24 protein-coding genes and 1 pseudogene are annotated in these 22,943 nt (G+C 50.3%); 11 read left to right on the plus strand and 14 right to left on the minus strand.

Annotation, left to right across the window (positions count from 1 at the left end):
* Positions 1-12 precede the first annotated feature (12 nt).
* The 3 genes from IPF95_10260 to IPF95_10270 all read right to left on the minus strand — a co-directional run bounded on the left by IPF95_10260 (position 13) and on the right by IPF95_10270 (position 2,570).
* Entirely contained in the window at positions 13-708 is a 696-nt protein-coding gene (locus IPF95_10260) for a Crp/Fnr family transcriptional regulator (GenBank protein ID MBK6475076.1), read from the minus strand.
* 63 nt (positions 709-771) lie between these two features.
* Positions 772-1,797 carry a cytochrome-c peroxidase gene (locus IPF95_10265; GenBank protein ID MBK6475077.1) on the minus strand — a complete coding sequence of 342 codons (1,026 nt, stop codon included), beginning with the start codon at positions 1,795-1,797 and terminating at the stop codon, positions 772-774.
* A complete protein-coding gene (locus IPF95_10270) occupies positions 1,797-2,570 on the minus strand; it encodes a hypothetical protein (GenBank protein ID MBK6475078.1) in 774 nt (257 codons plus the stop codon). The genes IPF95_10265 and IPF95_10270 overlap by 1 nt, the downstream gene beginning before the upstream one ends.
* Positions 2,571-2,723: 153 nt before the next feature.
* Between IPF95_10270 and IPF95_10275 the strand changes: the two genes are divergently transcribed.
* The 7 genes from IPF95_10275 to IPF95_10305 are packed head-to-tail and all read left to right on the plus strand — an operon-like array spanning position 2,724 to position 8,511.
* A complete protein-coding gene (locus IPF95_10275; protein ID MBK6475079.1) occupies positions 2,724-4,433 on the plus strand; it encodes a hypothetical protein in 1,710 nt (569 codons plus the stop codon).
* Between the two features lie 55 nt (positions 4,434-4,488).
* Positions 4,489-4,782, plus strand: coding sequence for a T9SS type A sorting domain-containing protein (locus IPF95_10280; protein ID MBK6475080.1), 294 nt, complete (start codon positions 4,489-4,491; stop codon positions 4,780-4,782).
* A gap of 23 nt (positions 4,783-4,805) precedes the next feature.
* Complete coding sequence (locus IPF95_10285) at positions 4,806-5,984, plus strand: 4Fe-4S binding protein (GenBank protein MBK6475081.1); 1,179 nt, start codon at positions 4,806-4,808, stop codon at positions 5,982-5,984.
* Complete coding sequence (locus IPF95_10290; protein MBK6475082.1) at positions 5,959-6,771, plus strand: tetratricopeptide repeat protein; 813 nt, start codon at positions 5,959-5,961, stop codon at positions 6,769-6,771. Before IPF95_10285 ends, IPF95_10290 begins: the two co-directional genes overlap by 26 nt.
* Positions 6,768-7,172, plus strand: coding sequence for a cytochrome c (locus IPF95_10295; GenBank protein ID MBK6475083.1), 405 nt, complete (start codon positions 6,768-6,770; stop codon positions 7,170-7,172). Before IPF95_10290 ends, IPF95_10295 begins: the two co-directional genes overlap by 4 nt.
* Positions 7,169-8,083, plus strand: a complete 915-nt coding sequence (locus IPF95_10300; protein ID MBK6475084.1) for a hypothetical protein — start codon at positions 7,169-7,171, stop codon at positions 8,081-8,083. Before IPF95_10295 ends, IPF95_10300 begins: the two co-directional genes overlap by 4 nt.
* The gene (locus tag IPF95_10305; protein MBK6475085.1) at positions 8,080-8,511 is read left to right on the plus strand and encodes a hypothetical protein; all 432 of its coding nucleotides are present in this window, start codon (positions 8,080-8,082) and stop codon (positions 8,509-8,511) included. Before IPF95_10300 ends, IPF95_10305 begins: the two co-directional genes overlap by 4 nt.
* Positions 8,512-8,527: 16 nt before the next feature.
* On the opposite strand, the pseudogene IPF95_10310 reads toward IPF95_10305, so the two are convergent.
* The 8 genes and pseudogenes from IPF95_10310 to IPF95_10345 all read right to left on the minus strand — a co-directional run bounded on the left by IPF95_10310 (position 8,528) and on the right by IPF95_10345 (position 16,577).
* Positions 8,528-8,915, minus strand: a pseudogene (locus IPF95_10310) (DUF302 domain-containing protein).
* 77 nt (positions 8,916-8,992) lie between these two features.
* Complete coding sequence (locus IPF95_10315) at positions 8,993-9,970, minus strand: multicopper oxidase domain-containing protein (GenBank protein MBK6475086.1); 978 nt, start codon at positions 9,968-9,970, stop codon at positions 8,993-8,995.
* Positions 9,882-10,655, minus strand: a complete 774-nt coding sequence (locus tag IPF95_10320; protein MBK6475087.1) for a multicopper oxidase domain-containing protein — start codon at positions 10,653-10,655, stop codon at positions 9,882-9,884. Before IPF95_10320 ends, IPF95_10315 begins: the two co-directional genes overlap by 89 nt.
* Position 10,656: 1 nt before the next feature.
* On the minus strand, positions 10,657-11,385 hold the full coding sequence (gene ric, locus IPF95_10325) for an iron-sulfur cluster repair di-iron protein (protein MBK6475088.1): 729 nt from the start codon (positions 11,383-11,385) through the stop codon (positions 10,657-10,659).
* Positions 11,386-11,770: 385 nt separating this feature from the next.
* Positions 11,771-12,793, minus strand: a complete 1,023-nt coding sequence (locus IPF95_10330; protein ID MBK6475089.1) for a hypothetical protein — start codon at positions 12,791-12,793, stop codon at positions 11,771-11,773.
* A gap of 107 nt (positions 12,794-12,900) precedes the next feature.
* Positions 12,901-14,223 (minus strand): T9SS type A sorting domain-containing protein, encoded by a 1,323-nt coding sequence (locus IPF95_10335; protein MBK6475090.1) that lies wholly within the window; start codon positions 14,221-14,223, stop codon positions 12,901-12,903.
* 339 nt (positions 14,224-14,562) lie between these two features.
* Positions 14,563-15,387, minus strand: a complete 825-nt coding sequence (locus IPF95_10340) for a hypothetical protein (GenBank protein ID MBK6475091.1) — start codon at positions 15,385-15,387, stop codon at positions 14,563-14,565.
* A 176-nt stretch (positions 15,388-15,563) separates the two neighbouring features.
* On the minus strand, positions 15,564-16,577 hold the full coding sequence (locus tag IPF95_10345) for a site-specific integrase (GenBank protein MBK6475092.1): 1,014 nt from the start codon (positions 16,575-16,577) through the stop codon (positions 15,564-15,566).
* 328 nt (positions 16,578-16,905) lie between these two features.
* On the opposite strand from IPF95_10345, the gene IPF95_10350 reads away from it, so the two are divergent.
* The 4 genes from IPF95_10350 to IPF95_10365 all read left to right on the plus strand — a co-directional run bounded on the left by IPF95_10350 (position 16,906) and on the right by IPF95_10365 (position 20,184).
* A complete protein-coding gene (locus IPF95_10350) occupies positions 16,906-19,251 on the plus strand; it encodes a M1 family metallopeptidase (GenBank protein MBK6475093.1) in 2,346 nt (781 codons plus the stop codon).
* 92 nt (positions 19,252-19,343) lie between these two features.
* On the plus strand, positions 19,344-19,589 hold the full coding sequence (locus tag IPF95_10355; GenBank protein MBK6475094.1) for a DUF433 domain-containing protein: 246 nt from the start codon (positions 19,344-19,346) through the stop codon (positions 19,587-19,589).
* On the plus strand, positions 19,573-19,893 hold the full coding sequence (locus IPF95_10360) for a DUF5615 family PIN-like protein (GenBank protein MBK6475095.1): 321 nt from the start codon (positions 19,573-19,575) through the stop codon (positions 19,891-19,893). Before IPF95_10355 ends, IPF95_10360 begins: the two co-directional genes overlap by 17 nt.
* A 54-nt stretch (positions 19,894-19,947) precedes the next feature.
* Positions 19,948-20,184: a hypothetical protein gene (locus IPF95_10365; protein MBK6475096.1), complete on the plus strand. Its 237-nt coding sequence runs from the start codon at positions 19,948-19,950 to the stop codon at positions 20,182-20,184.
* A 25-nt stretch (positions 20,185-20,209) separates the two neighbouring features.
* On the opposite strand, the gene IPF95_10370 is transcribed toward IPF95_10365, so the two are convergent.
* The 3 genes from IPF95_10370 to IPF95_10380 are packed head-to-tail and all read right to left on the minus strand — an operon-like array spanning position 20,210 to position 22,829.
* Positions 20,210-21,076 (minus strand): diacylglycerol kinase family lipid kinase, encoded by an 867-nt coding sequence (locus tag IPF95_10370; protein ID MBK6475097.1) that lies wholly within the window; start codon positions 21,074-21,076, stop codon positions 20,210-20,212.
* The gene (locus tag IPF95_10375; GenBank protein ID MBK6475098.1) at positions 21,073-21,843 is read right to left on the minus strand and encodes a sulfatase-like hydrolase/transferase; all 771 of its coding nucleotides are present in this window, start codon (positions 21,841-21,843) and stop codon (positions 21,073-21,075) included. The genes IPF95_10370 and IPF95_10375 overlap by 4 nt, the downstream gene beginning before the upstream one ends.
* The gene (locus IPF95_10380) at positions 21,732-22,829 is read right to left on the minus strand and encodes a sulfatase-like hydrolase/transferase (GenBank protein ID MBK6475099.1); all 1,098 of its coding nucleotides are present in this window, start codon (positions 22,827-22,829) and stop codon (positions 21,732-21,734) included. Before IPF95_10380 ends, IPF95_10375 begins: the two co-directional genes overlap by 112 nt.
* Between the last annotated feature and the right edge of the window lie 114 nt (positions 22,830-22,943).

Genomic DNA, 22,943 nt, shown 5'->3' on the forward strand with positions numbered 1-22,943 from the left:
TCTTGCTCTAACTCACCCGGCGAGCAGCGCCAAAAGCTCCTTCTTCTTCAAGATCCGCACCTGTTTGCCCACGAGTTCGATCATTCCCGAATCTTGCAATTCCGCCAAAGAGCGGATCACCGATTCGTACGTGGTATCCGCTACCTGTGCGATCTGTTTCCGCGAAATGGTCAACGCCAGTCGCTTTTTATCGGTGACATCGAAACCGAATGCATCCATGTTCATCCGCAGCGCTTTTACTACACGCTGGGTCACGGTCATATTCAGGATATCGCGCGCTTGTTGATCCAACAACCGCAATTCATCAACGAAGAAGAGCAGGAAGTGGTAGCAGAACAGATTGTTGGCTTTGAGCACACTGATGAACAAGGACATCGGGATGATATTGACCTCGGTCTCCGAGAGCGCGATCACGTTCGCTGCGTAGATCAGGTTCGAGCCGATCCCGCGGTGTCCTAGTACTTCACCATCGCCTGCCAAGCGCACGATGCGGTCCCGGCCTTTTACGTAGCTCGCCACCACCTTTACCCGACCGTGCTCGATCATGAACATCTTGTCAGCCACCTCGCCCTGTTTGAAGATCGCTTCTCCTTTGCGGAAGGTCTGCCGAGTATTACGGGAGCGCATCAACTCCCGCCACTCCGGCGTACAGTACTGTTCGATCAGCTCGTTAAGACGAAAGGAATGGTTGGTGGTGGCAGGACTCATCAAAGTCGTTATAGGGTCCGCGAAGATATCAGGTTGGCCATGGACAGAGTGCCCCTCTTGCATTCAATGGAACGGACTGGCCAGATCGGTATCGCTCACGAAGTCGTCATCCGTTAGCGTGTGTAAGAAACTGACCAGATCGGCTTTTTGCACATTGGTCAATTGAAGCACGGTCAATTGTCCCGGTTTCGTCATTAGGGGGTCCAGACTTGGTGATGGGTGAACACCGGAGTTGTAGTGCTCCACTACTTCCTCCAAGGTCGCGAAGCGTCCGTCGTGCATGTACGGTCCTGTTAGCGCGATGTTCCGAAGGGTGGGTGCCTTGAATGCTCCTAGGTCAGCGGGGTCGCCGGTTATGAGGAACCGACCTTGGTCCGCATCAATGAATTCATCTTCCAGACCGATATTGTGGAAGTTATTGTCCGACATCAATGGGATACCATGACAGTGGAAGCAATCACCGGTCTCGGAGAGAAAGATCGACATGCCGTTCAGCTCTTCCGAAGTAAGTGTTTCCGTGTACGACAAGTATCTATCGAACTTACTGTTGCTTGAAACCATGCGCCGGAACCATTGGGCCAATGCCTTCGCCACCAATTCCTGGGTAATGATCTCTTGGCCATAAGCGGCAAGAAAACGCGCTCGATAGTCGGGGCTGGACTGTAGCACGTTCACATCCACTTCAAAGAATTCCTCCACTTCGAAACGCATGACGTCCTCCAAGGTGCCGCTCACTTTTCCGGTCCAAAGAAAGTTGCGGCTCCATGCCAGGTTCACGTGCGGCAATACAGCAACGCCGGGGGTCGGAACGCTGAAGGAGTTGGATTGGAAATGACAACTTGAGCATGACCGACCCGCAAATGGACCGTTCGTTGAGAGTAATGTGTCGTAGTACAAGTACCTTCCCAGTTGGATACCCTCGACGGTGAGCGGGTTATCCGCAGGTACTTCCAATAGCGGGAAGTAGTGCGGTGCATGTAGATCGAATGGAGTAGTCCTGATCCCTGACCCAAGCTCCTCGATCGAATCACGCTTGCAAGCAAAAACCGCGATGGATAGGAGTATGCACAACAGGATCTTGCTGCGCATCAGGGTATGTATTCAAGGGTGAATGCATCCGCTGCGTTCTCCTTGAGCTGGGTCATCAGCATCATGCTTCCCATGGAGTAGTTGCCGTTCAGAAGGTCGTAATCATGCGGGGTACGGAACAGTTCATTCAAGTTGAAGCGCAAGGACATGGTACCGTAACCACCATCCAGATCAAAGGGCTGGGTCGTGCTGGAAACCGGCAAATTCGCGTTGTTCCCGATGTGCATAGCGAACCCGACGGGTGTTGCACCATCGATAAAATGGCCTTCGAATTTGATGAAATGGTATCCACCACCCATTGGGTCCGGCCAAGCCATGTTGATGTTGTCCAAGGTATTCGGAAGTCCTCCGGTTACATTCAGATCAGGTGTAAGACCAAGTAAGAGTTCAGCTCCGGAGTATGTGCCTGCGGACATTGCTCCTAAAGCGAATTCTGTAGGCAATGCATCCGATACATGGAATGGTCCCGGTAGGGTGTCATTCGGAGTGGAGTTGGCACCATATAGAACGATCCTGCTGATGTAATACTCCGCATGTGTCACACTGTAAGCTAAGCTATTAGGTGTGATATACATCATTGTATCAAAGCGAAGATCGATACCGTCGATGTGTGGCTCGATCCGCAACGTTACGGAAGCGGTCGGAGTAGCCGGGGCAGGTGCAGGGTCGACCGTTTCGTCCTTTTTGCAGGCTATTAATAGGGTTGATAGGAGGAGTGTTCCGCCGATCAAAGATCGTGTGAAGGTCAAGTATGGAACGGTTGGGTGTGTCATAAGGCGTCAGTGGGTTCTGCAAATATTCACGATCAAATGTAACAAAAAGATGATATGTATCATATAAGAGAAGCGCTGATCCTTTACATTTGGGACCTAGGCACCATCGATGGATGGCCTGACATATCGATCCACACATCAACTGATCAACTTATGAAGACACGCTTTACGATCCCTTTCTTGCTAATTATGCTGGTGTTACCAATGCGATCGGTGGTTGCACAGTGTACTACGAGCAATGCAACGTCCTGTCAGTGCCCTGACGGTACATCCGACTGCGACCTTTTGCCGGACATGACTCTTTCCTGGTACGGCATACTGAATTACTTGAATGGCCCCAATGAAGAAAATGGAAGGGTCTATTTGACCGGCTCCACACCGAACATCGGGCATGGTCCGCTGGAAGTACGTGGTGTGGATCTGAATGGCTATCGTCGCTTCACTTGCGGTGTCGATACGTTCACCGTTTACGATCCAAATGCACAGCAACAATTCATCTGCCCCAACGGTGGCATGGCCAAGCAACTCACCACCCAACGCATCTTTCATAAGAACGGATCGACCATGACCTCTTCTGAGCGGGTAATGCCGCAGGGTATGACCTACCATCCAACGCATGGTCACACGCACTTCGATCAATGGGGCATCTACAGTTTGCGCATGCAGGAACAAGGCGTCAGTGATCCACGCCAATGGCCGATCATCAACGAAGGCTACAAATTGGGATTCTGCCTGATGGATTACAACAGCTGCTCCGATGGAGCCGTAACAAACCATTGCAAGGATGACAACACCGTCTACAATGCGGGGAATAACATGACCGCGCCGGCTTTCCCGAACTATGGATTGGGTGGCGGGAACTACGGTTGTGGTATGGTCAAACAAGGCATTTCATCAGGCTATACCGATATTTATAGCGAGTACTTGGATGGTATGTGGATCGACATTCCTTCCAATACCTGCAACGGTGATTACTGGATCGTCTATGAGGTGGATCCACTCGATGTGGTCCGCGAAGAGAACGAAGGGAACAACTGGACCGCAGTACCGATCACATTGACGCAGCAGGGTACAAGTGATCCGGCAATAGCGCGTATCACTTCGGATGAACAGGCTTTCCGTTGTCCCGATCAGCCGGTGCGCTTGAATGCGAATGCTGGTTCGTCCTATCTCTGGTCCACCGGCGAAACCACCAGTTCCATCATGGCCGGCCCGGGAACCTACACTGTACAGGTGACAAGCTATTGCGGCTCTGCTACATCGGCACCCTTTACCGTGACAGAACTAACGCGACCAGATGCTCCGATTGCTTTTGGTACCACTATATGTGAGGGAGCCAGCGCCGAAGTGAGCGTGAGTGCGGCTGACCCAGTGTGGTACGATGCGGTTGGTAATGTGGTAGGTACCAATGCCCAATTCTTTACGCCACAACTGTACACGGATGCCACGTATTACGTAACGGACCGCAGCACGGAGGAGGGTACTATACTTTATGGTGGAAAGCCGAATGATTCCGGTGGCGGCGTATATCATGCAGGAGATCAGTACCTCTTATTCGATGCACTTGCGGCTTTCAAACTGCGTTCGGTCCAGGTCTATGCGGATAGCGCAGCCATACGGACCATTGAATTGGTGGATGCGACCGGTGTGATGCGTGCTACGCGTTCGGTCTTCGTTCCAGCAGGTCCATCCAGAGTGTCGCTTGATTTCGATATTATTCCGGGACTCAACTATCGCCTGATGGTTACTGGAACTACCGGTCTATGGAGGAACTTCGGTGATGTTTCCTATCCATACCAAATTGGAAGTGTCGCCACCATTACGACCTCAACTTCGGGTCTGAATTATTACTACTACTTATGATTGGGAAGTAGAGGTCGGCGGTGGGTCTTGCGAAAGCGACCCAACTCCGGTCGTGGTGGATGTGGAGATCTGCACAGGGGTCACTGAGAACTTGTCCCTTCGTGGGATCGAGGTCTACCCGAACCCGAATCAAGGGCAATTCACGGTATCTCTTTATCTCTTAGCGGATACACGCGTGCAACTCACCTTGTTCGATGCGCTAGGTAAACAGGTATACACTGAGAATGCGATGGCCACCAATGGTAATTGGAGACATGCGATGGAGCTTGAAGGGCTTGCCAAAGGTCTGTACACGTTGAACATCGATCTTGAAGGGCGACGATTCGCGCGTAGGTTGGTGGTTCAGTGAACGGTATTTATGTTTGATGAGTGATGGAGGTGAAGAAGTACAGATCGTTCGAGAAGTGGCGCATTGCCACGCTGATCGGTGTGCATGTTCTTTTCATCGCCCACTTTGTCCACTGGAAGATCAGGGGGCGCACGCTCGCGCCACTTGAGTTCAACGAGGTGATGTACACCATTCACCAAGGTATTGTCACCGCCGGTTTCATTCTGATGGCGCTGGTGATGGTGGCCACCTTGATCTTCGGTCGCTTCTTCTGTTCGTGGGGATGTCATATCCTCGCGCTACAGGACAGTTGCGGTTGGCTCATGGATAAGTTGCGCATTCGTCGGCAGCCGATCCGTTCACGTACGCTGATGTGGATCCCGATGGTCGTCATGTTCTACCTCTTCATATGGCCGCAGATCCTCGGTCTGTTCCATGGCATTGAAGGTCCACAGCTCGAAGTGGTACAGGCCGGAAGTTCGCGATGGTCCTCATTCAGCACGGATAATTTCTGGCGTAATCTGCCTCCGCCTGGTGTTGCGATCTTCACTTTCTTCATCTGCGGATTTGCTATCGTGTACTTGCTTGGTAGCCGCGGTTTCTGTTTCCAAGCTTGCCCGTACGGTGCACTGTTCAGTATAGCTGATCAACTCGCGCCAGGCCGCATTGTACTCGCTAAGGATTGCAACCAGTGCGGTCTATGCACCAAGGCTTGTTCATCGGATATCCTCGTTCATAAAGAACTCGCCATGTACGGCATGGTCACAAACCCACGCTGTTTGAAGGATCTCGATTGCATCGCAGCATGCCCTGAGGAAGCGGTACAATACGGATTCCGTAAACCGCCGCTTTTTCGAAAGGGCCACCCGATGGGAAGTTACTCCGGACGCTACAGCTTCTCATTGAAGGAGGATCTTCTCATGTTGGTGCTCTTCGTTTTCTCGGTCTTCATCTTCCGTGGTCTGTATGATGCGGTGCCCTTCCTGCTTGCTGTGGGCCTCGCGGTCTGCACGGCCTATTTGTCGGTCTTGAGTTGGCGCTTCGTTCGCTCCAAGAGCATGCAGTTACGCGGGATCATGCTGAAGGATATTGGGCATGTTCGCACAGGCGGAATGGTCTTCAGCGTTTCGATGGTGGTCTTGTTCATTTTGATACTTCACAGCGGCATCGTGCAGTGGCACGTGGAAAGGCAAAGCCGTGTTCACGGAACTAGCGGCCATTAATGGGGCGAATGCTGCACCTGAACATGTGCAGGAAGGGATCGCTCATTACGAAAGCGCTTTAGCGATCGGGCTCATCGCACCCATCGATCGGCGGAAGGAACTTGCTAACTTGTACCTCATTGCGGGTGATCATACGCGGTCCGTTGAACTGTTGAACGGCATCATCGCAGATGATCCTGCACATGTGGAGGCACGCTATCGCTTGGGTGAATTAGCGAACGCAGCGGGTGATCGGAAGACCGCACTTGTACAGTGGGAACGAACGCTCGATCTAGGCGTAGTTCGACCGCACAGCAGGGATGAGGAATTGCTCGGACTGGCCGCGTTGGCCGTAGCCGATGATCATGCCGGAAAAGGAGATCAAGCGAAAGCGGAACAGTTGTACGAGGAAGCAGCCGCACGTCTCCCGAACGACCCGCGACCGCTCTTGGCATGGTCCGGAATGTTGGCGCGTTCCGGTGGTGATAAGAAGGCCATTGAGCTGCTTCAACAAGCCTTGCTACGTGGTGCCGATGAAGTTCTGGTGCGCAATAATCTTGGTAGTCTCATGCTGCGCGATGGAAGCTGGATCGAAGCAAGGGAGCAATACCAGCGATTGGTGGAATTGCATCCGTCCGATGCACAGGTACGCTATACGTTGGGTGTGGCCCAAGCGCGCACCGGTGATCCATTGGCCGCACAGGAAAGCCTGGTCCAAGCCCTTCGCTTGGACCCAACACACGCACGTGCCAAACAGGCTCTGGACCTTCTGGTGGAGCAACGAACAAAAACCGGATCTGGATCATGACCCTCAAGTTGACACTACTACTCCTGTTGTTCCCGATCCTGGCATTTCAGCTACGGACAGCGGAAGGCGACCCGTGGAAAGCGCCGCCCGAGGCCGATGCGTTGGTAGATCCCTTGGCCCACGATCCGAAAGCGGCGCAGAAAGGGCAAAAGATCTTTACCTCATTGTGCTGGACATGCCATGGTATGATCGGTAAAGGCGATGGTCCGAACGCGGAAGCACTCAAAGTACATCCGGCTGATCTTGGCTCGCCATCTGTGCAAGCACAGACCAACGGCGCCATCTATTGGAAGATCACGCACGGTCGTGGTGAGATGGCCTCGTATGAACAAGTGATCTCTCGGGAACAGCGCTGGGCCGTGGTCCATTACCTGCGCACACTCAAACATCCTGTTGAATGAAACGAACATTCATCGCATTGCAACGCGCACTTCTGTGTCTGCTGTTTGCAGCAATTGGCGCTTCGTTATTCGCGCAAGAAGCAAGAGAATTGGTCACGAATACGTTCTCGTGGACACAAGTGATCAATGCGCAGACCGTGGAGGTCGTACCGCGCAAACGTTCATTCGGTTTCATGATCCAACACCGTTTCGGGGCAGTGCCACCGGATGAGCAATGGGTCACTTCATTCCTTGGTCTCGATCTGCCTGCCAATATCCGATTCGGATTCCAGTACGCGCTCACAGACCGGTTGCAGTTGGAGATCGGTCGTGGCAAGTATGGCAAGACCTACGATCTATCGGCCAAGACCAGGATACTTCGCCAAACGGTGGATAAAGGCATGCCCATTTCACTTACAGGTTATTTCAATGTGGCCGCTATGACCGATAAATTTCCGGCTGTTGGCGACAATAGATTCTTTGGAGACCGGGTTACTCCGTTCGTCTATAGAACGAAGCATCGCTTCTCGTACAACACGGAACTGATCGTTGCGCGGCGTTTCAGCAATGTCTTTTCCGCTCAACTGGCCGTTGCTGCGGTATACCGGAACTTGGTGCCCGAGGGCCAGAGCAACCTCACCATGGCCTTTCCAATAAGTGGTCGCATCAAGGTCACCACCAAGGGTTCCATTCTGTTCGAATACACTCCAGTATTGGTGGGACAGCAGGTGGATCAGTTGAACCCTGTGGCCTTGGCGTATGAGGTTGCTACACTTGGACACGTATTCCAGATCATAGTGGCCAGTAGCCCTCAGATCCTTGAACAGGACCTATTCACTACACCAGTAACGCCATATGACGAAGGCTATGTTCTGCTCGGCTTCAACATAGCGCGTACCCTCTACGTAAAACCTAAGAAACCGCGCTCATGAAATTGCGGAACGCATTGCATTGGCTAGTGTTAGCAGCATTGGTATTCACCGTTGGCTGTGCCAAGGACGAAGGGCCTGTCTTTGTTCCGGGACCACCGCCTGTTGTCGGCGAGCCTATCGATACCGCCTACTTCAATACGGAAGTGCTTCCCATATTCACTGAGCACTGTTGGAACTGCCACCCCACCATGGCCGAACTGGATCTGGGTGTCACAGAGGCTTACAATAATCTGGTGAATGTGCCCAGCGTTAATCACGCGCCAGCGATCCGTGTTGTTCCGGGAGATCCCGCAGCATCGGTAATGTGGCACAAGGTCTCCGGCTCACCTACATACGGATTGAACATGCCTCCCAATGGAACCACATTGAGTGCAGAGGAGCTACAACTTATCTACGATTGGATCGAACAGGGAGCGATGAATAACTGATCGATCCAGTGATCATCTACACCTTCTCTATCACACGCTGCAGAGCATCCCGTACTTCGGTAGCAACTGGCTTTACTGCTGGGTTGTCCACGGCACCCATGGCAGCTGCCGGATCGATCGCGGCAATTTCGTGCTTACCGTTCGGTAATTGGCGGATGGTGACGTTACACGGCAACATGGTGCTGATCAACGGTTCCAAGGTGATCACGATCGGCGTAGCCCGGATTGCAAGCACCGAGGATCAGATGCGGTAGATGGTCCTTGTTCAATTTTGCTTTCAACGTGGCTTGTAGATCGATCTCAGTGAGCACGCCGAACCCTTCGCTCTTCAAGGCTTCTATGGTGCGCTCCTTCAGGGAGGCCATGTCGGTGTTGTCTATCGTGCGGGTTATGGCGTATTTCATGATAAAGTAAAGCGTTGAGTGATCATGCAAAGTTCCGAGTAACGATCAACATGGATCGTGATGTGTATCACGATCGATCACTCATGCACTACCATCGTGCGCGCTACCTGTTCTTCGTTGCGAAGCGTCAGGGAGTAGATCCCTTCTGGAAGCCCGCCGAGATCAATGGATCCGTTCTGCCCATAATTCCCGAAGCCAGTGTGTACGATACGCCCGAGGTTATCTCGGAGCTCTACAGTTCTCACAGGAAATGATGACCGGAAGTTCAACGTATTAGTTACCGGGTTCGGGAATGCAAGGATCGACAGGCCATCTTGCAATGCATCAACACTTAATGTTGGGTCCACCACGATGAACTGTTGCATCATCATGTTGTCCTCGTGCATCAAATTATGGCAATGGTACATGTAGGGCCAGCCTTCCGTAGTGTGGTTGAATTGCATGATGGTGCGAACGCTTTGTCCAACATCGACAAGTACAACATCCTTCGCACCTGTTTGTTCCGGAGTGGGTGGTTGTCCATCAACATCCAGCACGAAGAACGACGTGCCATGTACATGCATGGGGTGCGCCATGTTGGAGAAATTCTGGAAGGTCCAGATCTCAGTGGCACCCAACGTTACGGTGTCGTTCACCACATCCACGTTGAACATTTGGCCATTGATCGTGAACATGCCCATACCTACCATGCCGTTGCCCATAAGGTTCTTGATCCGCGTTTGCGATGCCTGAGACTCAGGGATCGGAATTGCGTTGCCAAGGCTCGCAGGTATAGCTGTTATAGGGTTTGCAGTAGGTGCCGTAACTCGAATGCGTAGTACATCGAAGTCGATACCATTCAACGCACTGCTCTCCCAAAGGATGTTCATTCCACCCGGAACGGTTGATGGTAGTTCGCTACCGAAACTCTTCAGCATAAGGCTATCGCCTTCCATTCCGCTTAGGTCCAAGAGGATCTCCCAGCGTTCACCGTTGCTCATTGAAATACGATCCAGTTCTACCGGTGCATTCAACAAACCGCCGTCGCCAGCGATAAGCTTGGAAAGTACGCCCATCCTCGAAACCAAGGTGATATACACGCGCGTTGGATCCGTTCAGGAAGCGTAAACGCACTACCTGCGCAGGACATGCCGAGTAGGCATGGGGTGTGCCGTTCACAAGTACCGAATCGCCATATGGGCCTATGGAGAAATTTCCGTTCGCAAGGAATCTACGATCCTGCACCACAACCGGGAAATCATCCACGCCATAGGTGCGGGGTAGGTTTAGTGCGGCTTCCTCGGCATCTTGCACGATGATCATACCGGCGATGCCCATGGTGGCCTGTGTTCCGGTGATCATGTGCGGATGTGGATGATACCAATAGGTACCCGCCGGATTCACCACCTTGTATTTCAGGTCCCAGAATTCTCCGGTAAGTATCTCTCGCGGTGGCCCGCCATCAACAACCCCAGGCACATGCATTCCATGCCAGTGCATGTTGGTTACCTGGGGTAAATTGTTGGTTACACGGAACCACGATGAATCACCTTGGTGCATGATCAGTGTTGGCCCCAAATAGGGTCCGTTCACACCGAACGTGGTGGTGGTTACACCAGCATAGAATTGATGTTGATGTTCGCCCACATCCAAATGAAAGGTGTCCGTTTCCAGTGCAGGTGGAATAGCCATTGGTAGCATGGCTTGGCCAAAGGCAATAGCAGGAATAAGACCAGCTACACCGAAAAGGGATCTTATCATATTAGGCGGTCGTCAATACGGTCTCTAGTTCCACTGCGCGGGGGAAGAGGATGTTGTTCTCCAGGTGGATATGCAAATGTAGATCGGATTGGAAGTCCTTTAGCATCATCATGGCCGTGCTATAAGTTGCACAACCATCCGGCGGATTCATGTATCCACCGCTCAATTCTTCGATCCGGCGGAAGCGTTCTCCTTCGGCGTCGTGATCCTCCATCATCATATGCACTGGGTTGTTCACCGTGCCGAAATGAGGTTCGGGAGCTACGGTTCCTTTACGTTGCGCTTTCTCCAATTGTTTGATGAACGGGAACAGCATGAGTTCCTCCTTTTTCATATGCTGTGCCATGGCACCAGCGCATTCGTTGAATTCACGCGCAATGTCGAACAGTTCCGGGTGGCGATCACCATGCACTTTACAGAGCTTGTTCAGATATTGCTGGATCACAGGTACGCGTAGTTCGATATAGCCGTGATGTACTTTTTCAATATGGTCCGCGAGGTCAGCTAGGGCCCATGTCTTGAAATCCGAGCCCTCCTTCGTATCGCGTGAAAGAAGTTCTTGGATCTCCTTTTCCAATAGCGCCGGGTCCAGGCCTTTTTTTTCGCAAACCTCAGCTACACTGCGTCCGCCTTTGCAGCAGAAGTCAATGCCTTTTGATGTAAGAACGGCGGCTGCACGGTAGTCTTCTGCTACAATGGAACCAATGGTACGGTCAAGTGTGATCTTCATGATCGGGGATGTTTTTTGTTTATCGGATCGATATTCACCTAGTGACATCGAATCATTAGGTTGCAAAATAAAGGATGAAAATGTCCGAAATAGGTGACGATCGTCAGGATACTCTATAAAATGTGGCTGAATAGGGCAGGCGTGTAGGGTGCGGACCGCTAGTATTGGGACTAATTATTCACGGCTCAGCAAACCGCCGCAGCGGTCTATCGATGTTCGTATAAAGTTTGGTCTGAAGCTTTGGCGCCTGGCAACAAGCGATCCCCAAGAACTGGAATGGCATCAAGAAATTAAACTGAAATAGGGCGGAATATTTCGTTCCGCTCATAAGACACGTTTGCTAATACATCATAGCGACGCACTTCCAACTACCAACCAACGCAGTTCATTTGGTTTCAACTTCCCTCGGATATCCTGCTTTGATCCAGTTCATGAAGGAGATGAGTACAAGGTCTTGATGAGGCTCTCCGTTTTCATCAGTATAGGAATGATCAAGGCCTTTCAATCGTAGATATTTCACTTTTCTAGTTTCGTTCCTGAGCAATTCCGCTGCAAGCAGATCATCACTGAGAATATTGACCTTTGCATCGTTCATCCCGTGCGCAATGAATACCGGGATGTTCAGGTCCCGCAGTTCATCCAAAGGCGTTGTGTCTATCGTAAAACTGGTCTGATACTTCACCGGGTCGCCATCAACAATGGAGTCTCCTGAATTCTTATGGCTCGTAAGCCAAAGGAGCTTGTCAAATTCCTTCTGTACAAGTTCAGCGGAATCTTTTACGCCCAGTATCCTTTCAAACGTTCGCGTGGGGCCACCGCTTGAAAGAAACGCCACAGCTTTTACGTGATGATCGTTCAGCTTTTTATCGCCTAATCGATGTGCAGCTCCGGACACGATATCCGCACCGTCCGAATGCCCCATTAGATAAATATCCCCGACCCGATCTAGTGAACTAAGTGAACCGATCACACTGATCAGATCATCAACTTTATCGCCTTTCTCAATTAGGCCATACGTATCCGAACACTCCTTTTCCAATATCGCTGGGGTAAAGGTCCCGAATGATCTGATGTTCCTCTTCTCTACCCCGATCACGTTCGCGTTGTACGTGGAGTCGATCAGCGTCTGATAGAACATCATGCTTGAAACGATCCTTTGCTTTTTTTCATGATACATGAATAGAGGAATACATTTTGAACCACCGACAAGTAGGATAACAGGAATGCTCGGATCCTTCTTGATATTTATTCCATAGAGATCGAATGATGGTAATTCTCCATCCAACGTAGAGAATTTGGTAATAGCGGGATCAGTGGTTCCGGTCTCCACGATCTTCTTGAACGTTGAGCGCGTTGAACACGATACAAAAAGAGCGATCAGGAGAGCTAAGCGAGCTGGATGATTCATGTCGATACCATATTCGTCGGAGATCGCATCTACCCGTGGTCATGAACGGTCGTGAACCATCAAGCCCGGTTGCTTGATGCTTTTATTAGCAACTCGTTATCCTCTCCCTACTCCTTCACAAATCTTACTACCGCTTGCTTGTCGCCTGCATCTATCCGTAACAAATAGACTCCAGCAGGTTCATCCAAGTGTAGATACAACCGCTGACTTTCAGTGTACGTTCTCGAGCGAACAACTTTGCCTACCACATCCGTCATCGTGATGGCAACGTCACCAAAGACATCTCCCAGATCAATGGAGAGATCACCGTCCGTTGGATTCGGGTAGAACAACAACCCGCTGCCAAAGTCGTTCTCGATGATCCCCGTTACAACTACTGTAACACAGGCCGACGTATCCGTACATCCATTGGTGGTGACGATCACAGCGTAGTCTCCGCTTGCAGTAGCGTTGTAAACCTGACTTGTGGCTCCAGTGATCGGCGTAAGCGCCGGGCAATTCAACCACTGATAGGTTGCGCCAACTTCGTTCGCGGTCAGCGTAGCACCGGCTTGCGTTATGGAAACATCCACGGTGTTAATGGTCAGGTCGATCGTGATGATGGAATCGCAACTAGCCGCATTTGCTATGGTGTCCTGGTAGGTATTCGAGGTGGTCCATACATGACCACTTGGTGATGTATAGCTAGTACACGCTGTTTCGGTAATGGAAGAAGTTGTGGCGGTACAATAGACAGCTTCCAGATCATCCACCCAGAACGTGGTGGCTGTATTGGCGCTTCCTTGCGTATTACTGGCCGTGCAGATCAACAGAATATGGGTGGGAATTGCACTTCCGATAGCGCCCGAAGCATAATTGAACGGAACAGAAAACCGGGTCCAAGCTCCCGTACTTTCATTCGGAACGTTGAACAAGGCATCGGCGATCTTGTGCGTAACAGAACCGCCTTGATCCGGTTCTTCAAAGTCATAACTATCATGCAGGAATGCACGTACCTGTCCTATATCACCGCCTGCTTGAGCGAACTTGTACCAACCCACTAAACTATCCGGACGACCAGTGAATGCTGAATTGAAATTCGGGACGGCTGTAAGTGTGTGAATGTATCCGTCAGCTGGGCTGAATGTAGGCGCCTCTATCTTCCCCGTTGTGGCAGATCCGTTAACGGGTGTGCCAAAGGCCGCACCATTTTGCAAGCGAAGGCAGTAGTTACCCGTATGCGCCCCCGTCGTTTCCCTGAAACAGGTCTGTGGCCCAACCGGTGCCAGACCGCCACCGGTCTTATTGGAATTCCAATTCGTAGGTTCTTCCGTAGCGTCACCAACATTCTCCCAGTTCTCAAAACCACCATTGGGAACCACCGTTTGGGCTGAACCGCTCCAACTGAATAGAATAGCGGCAATGGTTGGTACGAGGTAGTTTGTGTTCATGTTCTTGAGTTAGGAACTTAGGAGATCGGAGCCAAATATAACGTCCTTGAGGATGCCTGTTTTCGAGTGCGACCGGTTAGGCGGCTGGGTGCTACACTCGCTTGGTCATACACCTGTTGCGGTCGAGGTGTTTAGAAGCTCAGCTGATCCTAACGCAGTGTTAATTGCTAACGTTTGTGTTTCTGCAGTGGCGGGCATAGGAGGTCTTAGCAATGGAGCGAAGCGAAATGCTAAGGCCGACCAGTTGCGATCTGTCCCACGACACAATTTAAATAAAGAAACCGAAAGTAATGAGGACACCGAGCCCCGCCATTGCAGAAACATTTTGTTGGGCGCAGTTTATTCTTGGTGGTAACTATATTCGAAGACCTTTACATAAGGTGGTTCATTGGCGTAGGACACCTCTTCTCTGATAAGGTCTTTAAATTCATTATAATAATATTTTGTCACGGTGTCCTTGTACCTATTTCCAATCGTGCTCGCTTGTATTAGATTGTCGTTGTTGTCGTACTGATAGTTTGTAGTCATGACTCCATCCTTCACTGATGAAACTCTATCTCGGTCGTCATAAAACCACTCCATTACCTCGTTGTCCCCATGCATTAAATTTGAATTCATTTTAATCAACCTTCCTTTATTGTCGTAGTCCCATGTAGCCTTAAGTTTCATAGGTCCAATGCCTGGATGAATCTCTTCAACTAGCCGCTTGTTCTTGTCGTATTTGTAATTAACTGTCCACGAATTTTCTCCTCTGTCCGAGTGCTTGCTCCAAACAATGATTTTCTCCTCCTTCACGCTGTCAAATTCGGTGTAGGTGTATTGATGGATATTTTTTTCAGTTAACGTTGAGTCGCCAATTTTAGCTGACAGCCATTGTCCCTTTTCATATTTTTTGTCTTTTGTTTCAAAATTATATGTCAGTTCCCTTTTTTCAATTAGCCTTTTTTTGTTGTCAAACTTGTATTCATGAAAGTCTTTGTAACAAGGCAATGAGTCACATGACCAGAATACCCTTAAAATAAGCCTTTGGTCTTTGTACCGGAATTCCCTTTTTACGTCATAGAGTTTAAAAGGCTTATTATAGTGACAACAAATGGAGTCTTTACAGGCTTCAATTTCAGAAACGACTTGTCCGTCAAGGGAAAACTTTGTCGTCTTAACCAATTTCTTAAGAGTAGTCCCATTTTTTGAGTCTCTAAATTATACTCTTTTCTCCTTCTTGATTTTATTGTCGGCCGGTCTTGTCCCGATGAGTAATGTCGTCAGTAGGATAACTAGGTACTTCATTGTCGTGAATAAATTGCCCAACGATCGTGTATGTCACAATGTGATATATACGGTTATGGCTTGGGTTTTAGTAATGGATTGGTTCCTAGTTGATTATGGCCTAAAATCGCATCAAGTGGGTTAATGATTTTTGCAAGGCTTTTCTGACTCACGTGGGTATAGATCTCCGTGGTGGCCAGATTACTGTGACCTAAAAGTTCCTGTATGTAGCGGATATCGGTTCCTCGTTCCATAAGGTGTGTTGCAAAACTATGCCGCAAAATATGAGGTGTTATCCGCGTAGTGATCCCAGCTACTTTACAACCCTTCTTTATGATCTCAGCTACACTATTAGCGCTGTACTGGCTGCGTTCAGGTCCTTCGAACATCCAGTAGTTGGGTGTGAATGTTATTAAGTAAGCACTTAGCGCAACGGCCAACTGAGCACTTAGAATGGTGTAGCGATCTTTTTTGCCCTTGCCGCCTTTTACCATTACCTGAAGTCTATCGAGGTTCACGTCGCTCTTGCGCAGATGCAAAAGTTCACTTCGTCGTATTCCTGTAGAATAAAGCAATGCAATGATCGCCTTGTGCTTAATGTTGGTTGTTGCTCCTATCAACCGAAGTACTTCTTCTTCGCTGGCTACGTGTGGAAGTTTCCTTTCCTTGCGAGGACGTTCCAACCAATACTCTTTCCGCTTCTGACCAAGTACCTTTTCATAATGGAATTTGATCGCGTTGATCACACCATTCTGCATGCTCTGGCTCACCTTCCTTTCGTTTACCAAATAGAGCAAGTAAGCATTGATCTCTTCCTCTGTGATCGCTTCGGGATCCCTTCCACCAAAATGGTCAAGGAACTTTGTGAAATGCGAGCAGTACTGCCGCACGGTGTTTTCACTGTACCGCCGCCGTTCAAGTGTTTCTAAGTAGCCCTTTGGAAGGTCTACTGCAGTGGTTATGGTTCGTACGGGTTCAGGTTTGGATGGCAGGGTAGGAGCACTTCTGCTGATGGATTCCGCTGGATGGGAGCGTTCGTGCGCATGTGGTGTATTAGAACGGTTCTGCGGTTTGCGCAACCCATCCATATCAACCCAAGCGGTGCCTTTGAATGATATGAATATTGCATTTAGTGCTGCTTCCGAATTCCGCACATACCAGCATTCATGGGTTTTGCTCCAAACTGCACCAGCAGCTTTAGCACATGCTATCAGTACCTGGTCGTTTTCAAAGCTCAACGCAATACACCGTGCACCATGATGGTATAAGTGCTCCAAACGCACATTCAATTTGGTATTGGTTGCAGGTTCCATAGATGAAGCAGGGTAAATATAGCGAACGTCGTGATCCCATGGCATGTTCGTAGGAAGTAATGGACTCGTCTGCTATGCGATGCTTCTCCGTATTTTCGCCGCCATGTTCCGCTATTTCATTACCGTTACTGCAGCGTTGGTCGCATTCGCTGCAACAGCCCAGGATTCACCCCGTTATGGCCGCGATAAGTTCCGCCAGTTGGATCAGGAGTTACCCACACCGAATGAGCAGCGCACGGCCAGCGGTGCACCCGGCCATGCGTATTGGCAGATGAAGGCCGATTACGATATCAAGGTGGAGATCGATGACGCAACACAGAAACTGACCGGTACCGAAACCATCACCTACCACAACCAAAGTCCGGATAAACTGGACTACCTCTGGTTGCAATTGGACGGGAATATTTTCGAGCCCGGTAGCGATGCGAACTTGATCAAGACCGGAACGATCGGTGATAGCGTTTCACTGAAGGAGATGGAGAATTGGGTGCAGCCCTTCGATGGTGGTTTCCGCATCACGAGTGTTACAGATGCCTCCGGAAGTAAGTTGACGCACACGATCAACAAGACCATGATGCGCATTGACCTGCCGAAAGCGTTGGCTCCCGGTGCAGTGTTCAGTTTCAAGATCGGTTGGTGGTTCCCGATCAACGACCGTATGAAAGTTGGCGGCCGAAGCGGTTACGAGTATTTCGCTGAGGAGGACAATTACCTCTACACCGTTGCGCAGTTCTACCCGCGTATGTGCGCCTACATGGATTACTCGGGTTGGATGCACAAGCAGTTCCTGGGTTCCGGTGAGTTCACACTCGACTTCGGAGATTATACCGTGAGCATTACCGTGCCCAGCGATCATATCGTTGGCGCGACCGGTTTGTTGCAGAATGAAAGTGCCGTGCTAACAGCTGAACAACGATCACGGTTGGCAAAGGCGCGCACGGCGGATATGCCGGTCATGATCGTTACGCCTGATGAAGCGTTGAAGGCCGAAAAGTCCAAGGCGAGCGGCAAGAAAACGTGGGTTTTCAAAGCGCAGAATGTGCGTGATGTTGCCTTCGCGAGTAGCCGCAAGTTCATCTGGGATGGACAGAACCAACCCGTTGGCAAGAACAACGTTCTATGCATGAGCTTTTACCCGAAAGAGGGCAATCCGTTGTGGGAGCAGTACAGCACCAAAGTAGTGGCACACACCATCAAGACCTACAGCAAGTACACGTGTGATTACATCTACCCGGTTGCGATCAGCGTACACACCGATCGCATCGGCATGGAGTATCCGATGATCTGTTTCAATGGTGGTCGCCCGGAGGCAGATGGTACCTACAGCGAGCGCACGAAGTATGGCATGATCGGGGTGATCATTCACGAAGTAGGGCACAACTTCTTCCCCATGATCATCAATAGCGATGAGCGCCAATGGACATGGATGGATGAGGGGTTGAATACCTTCACGCAATACCTCACCGAGCAGGAGTGGGACCGGGATTATCCGAGCTGGCGTGGGAAACCACGGAACATCGTGGGGTATATGAAAGGCGATGTCAACGCTGCACCGGATAAGGTGAAAGCCCGCATCGAGCCGATCATGACCAACAGTGAAAGCATCACGCAGTTCGGTAACAACGCGTATGGCAAGCCATGTACGGCGCTGAACATTCTGCGCGAAACCGTTATGGGGCGTGAGTTGTTCGATCATGCATTCAAGACCTACGCTAACCGATGGAAATTCAAGCACCCCAAACCAGCTGATTTTTTCCGCACCATGGAAGATGCCAGCGGCGTGGACCTCGATTGGTTCTGGCGCGGTTGGTTCTACACCACCGATCATGTGGATCTCGCACTTACCAACTTGAAATACAAACGCATGGATCCTGTTGATCCTGTGATCTCCGAAGGCCTGAAGCGCAAGGACAAAGCCGCCGAAGCTCCGGACCTTACCAGAGAGCGTAACATGACCGCACTCGCACAAGTGATGCTGGAGCGCGACTCGGTAACACGCGACTTCTACAACAGCTACGACCCACTCACAGCCACTTCACGCGACAAAGCGAGGTATGATAAGATGATGGCTTCGTTGAGCGATAAAGAACGCACGTTGCTCGATGCGGACCTGCACCTCTACGAACTCAGTTTCAAGAATATCGGTGGCTTGGTAATGCCGTTGATCCTGGAATGGGAATTCGCCGATGGCACCAAAGAGATCGATCACATTCCGGCCGAGATCTGGAAGACCAGCGATGAAGTGACCAAGGTATTCGTCAAGAAAAAGGAAGTCGTTTCCGTAGTGATGGACCCGTTCCTGGAAACAGCGGACTGCGACCTCAACAACAACAGCTGGCCGCCGCGCATGGTGCCAACGCGGTTCGATGTGTTCAAGGAGAGCCAGTGGAAAGAACCCAACCCTATGCAGATGGAACGGAAGCAGCGAGCGGAGGGGTTGAAGCCGTAGGGTAGTGGTTTTGAAGCAGGGTTATCCAAGGCAACTTGAGGTTGCCATCGCAGATGCTCCGGAGTGTGATCTGTTGTATCTTTGGAAGTGCCATGATACATGACCCAAAAGAATTGATTACAGTTGACCAAGCTATACTTGGAGGTTGTCCGGTTTTCAGAGGCACGCGTGTCCCAGTGGGTTCGCTGATAAGTCATTTGGAAAAAGGGATCACGGTGGATGAATTCCTATCCGACTTTCCGTCGGTTTCAAAGGAACAAGCAACCAGTTTATTGGAGTTGGTGGGCGCTTTATTCTCAGCCGAAAAGATCACGAAGTTGTATGAAGCTGCTGCTTGATGAGAATTTGCCCAAGCGGATCAAAGCGGAACTTCTTCCAAATGATGTTTGGACCGTACAAAAAATGGGTTGGCGAGGTAAAACCAATGGCGAATTGCTGAGGTTAATGAAGTTTGAAGGCTTTGAAGCCTTGATGACCTTTGATAAGAACTTGGTGTATCAACAGAACTTTGCACAGTATGATCTCCATGTGATCGTATTGGATGCACCTGACAATACCTTTTTAACACTGAAACCGTTAATTGCCAAGGTTATGGATGCTATTGCTAATTCTGAGATCAATGGGTTGGTGGTCATTAGATAATTGCGATGGTATTCTAGGTGCAATTCATATGATTGACATGGAAAACGTCAACTAATGACAACTACTGAATTAAAGCTGAACCTGCTGGAACGTCTCGCACTTGTGCAGGATGCATCCCTGCTTCTTCGTTTGAAACAAGTTTTCGATCGTGAGCTTGTGGCAACAGATGACCTATCGGAAGGTGAATTAGCTGAACTGCGTGAGATCGAACGTAGACAAGAGCGTGGAGAGGATACCTATGTATCCATGGAAGAGGCAATGCGCATGGCACATGAGGCAGTAGTAAAATAACCTGTCAGCTATTGACGGAAAAAGTTCAAACCACCACCCACAACCTTCCAGGCTCCAACCGGAAGCGCACATCATTGCCCACTTCCAGCGGCTCGCCATCCAAATGGGCAAGTGTTCCGCCCTGCACGACGGTGGCTTCGGTAGTGACCAGATTCTGGATGAACTTGCTGGAATCCGCTCTATGCGTATAGATCTGCCACAAGGTCTTCAGCATGGAAAAGAAGGGCGGTTTGCGCACCAGTCGCAATTCGGCAAACCCATCGTCAGGCCGTGATCCAGGACTTATTACTGCACCGTTACCGAATTCACGTGTGTTGCAGAACACGGCCATCAACACGTGCTCAGTGATCCGTTCGCCATTGGCGTGTACGGTCACTTGCATCGGCTTGGCACCAAGGACTTCTTGGATGATGATCTTCGCGTAACCCCACATACCACGGCCTTTGCTTTTATCGAACCGGTGTGCTACCCGAGCATCGAAACCGATACCTGCAACACCTAGGAATGCGTGGTCATTGAGGTAGCAAACATCCATCAACTTGGCTGTTCCGGTGAATGCGCGGTGCATTGCTTCAGTCGGTTCCAACGGCAGTTCCAACGAGCGTGCATAGCCATTTCCACTCCCCAACGGAATTATGCCGAGTGCCACTTTGGTGCCGATCAGTCCTGCTGCAATGGAGTTCAAGGTACCATCGCCTCCTGCGCTAACTACCATGTCCATGCCGCTGGAGACCGCCTCTTGCGCAAACTGCGTTCCATGACCGTGCCCTGTTACCAAACGTACGGTCAGTTCGTAACCGTGCTCTTGGGCAATACCGATCGCCGCATTTTCGATCATCGGTGCTTTGCCCTTCCCCGAACGTGGGTTGATCACCAACATCGCCTTCTTCATGGCACTTCCGGGGTTGCGGTAAGCTGGCTTTTGATCAAATGGCCATTGTATTGTTGGATCGCAGCCTTCAGGTACAATTCCATTTCCGCAGCCAAGATCGGATCCACCGTCTTTGTGCTATCCAAGGTTCGTGCTTCGATCACCTGATCTCCATCGAACTTTACCTGAGCATGTTCGCTCACAACGCTGTAAACCCCATTACTTGCCATGATGGCATAGGGCCTTGTTTCGTTGCGCAAAGCACTATGACCGAAGCTGAAGAACCGGTCCGAACATCCGATCAGATCCAACGTTGTAGGCAGAATGTCGATGTGTTGCGTGATCTTCGTTTGTGCTGCTGGAGTGATCTTACTCGGCATGTAATAGAAGAGCGGCACCCAGTGATCAATGGCCTTATCACTGTGAGATCCGGTTCGTTCGATGTCCGCGGTGTGATCAGCGGTAATGACGAATAACGTGTTGGCGAACCACGGCATTTTTGCTGCGCTCAGAAAGAACTGGCGCACCGCATTGTCCGTGTAGCGAAGGGTAGGGTGAATGGTCAAGGTGCCACCGTTGAAACGTTCGGCATCTTCGGGCAGAAGTTCATACGGATGATGCGAGCTTAATGTAAAAACGCTGCTGATGAATGGTTCTTTCTCCTTCGATAGTTCTGCTACGTAATACCATTCCTTCCCCCGTGATAGAAGCTGGTGGAATAACCTTCTTTGCCCAAAACACTCGCAATGGAAGTGAACGGTAAACTTGCGTAGGGTGATGTCAGAAATGCTTCATCCATCCATTCTGGCATACTGGCCAGAACTGCAGGTATTCCATCCACACTTCGGCGTCCATTCGCATAGGCGTTGGTCATGTTCAGACTTTGTCCCATCAACGAATCGAGGAATGGTATATAGCCTTCGCCTCCGCCAAGTCTGCCACTGTACACCGCAGAAAAACTCTCGAGAATGATCACGACAACATTCGGGCGCTGTATAGTGGAAACACTATCGAACGGTGCATATGGAAGGTCCTTGTACTGATGCATTACAGGCCATAGCGCGTCGGCTTCAGCTTGGTCCATGTAAACACGTTCTTCCAGCGTTGGCTTGCCCAAACTGGTCATCATGGTGAAGGGTGTATTCAGTACCAACGGCAAATAACTCGCACCACCATACTTCGCGCCATCAAGCACTTGCAAGGGCATCAACTGCAGACCACCGCGTGATGCCAACCCAACAAGGACCACGGCAAGGATCCGCCAGCTTATCTGTTGGAATGCTTTCCGTTCCACGGGTTCACCAATGTGGCCTACACGTTCGTAGATCCATCCTATGAGAGTAAGGCATCCAACGTAGATCAGTGCGATGTACCAATAGTCCCTGAGGAATGCGGGTGCTAGATTGATCGTGTCACCGCCGCTGACCATCATGTTGAGAAAGTCAGCAGTGCTACGTTTCAAACTGAATTTGTAGAATTCCAGATCAACGCATTGAAAGAACAAGGTGATGGCATTGATCGTCATAAACACCCAGAATTGGATGCGTCCGAATAGTTTGTTCGGATAGGGGTTGATCAAGAAAAGTACGATCCAAGGCAAGTATAACCAGGCAATGGCACTGAGGTCGAATCGAACGCCACCTACGAATGCCCAGAAGGAAGGATCCGGGAACGCCATGCTGTTCAGTGCCCAGAACAGTAGCCGTAATAGAGTATACACTAACGTGACCGCTCCTAAACGAAGTACGAGAACGGTAAGTGGGCCGCGCAACATGCCGCGAAGTTGCGGAATAGTTCAGGGAATCACATCGCGGTCAATTTCGTTTATCAGAGCTTAACAGTTCCGTTTTTAGGATCTCGGAATTCCTTTGAAGTTGGCATTTATGAT

The sequence above is a fragment of the Flavobacteriales bacterium genome (assembly GCA_016704485.1).
Classification (GTDB): Bacteria; Bacteroidota; Bacteroidia; order Flavobacteriales_F; family PHOS-HE28; genus PHOS-HE28.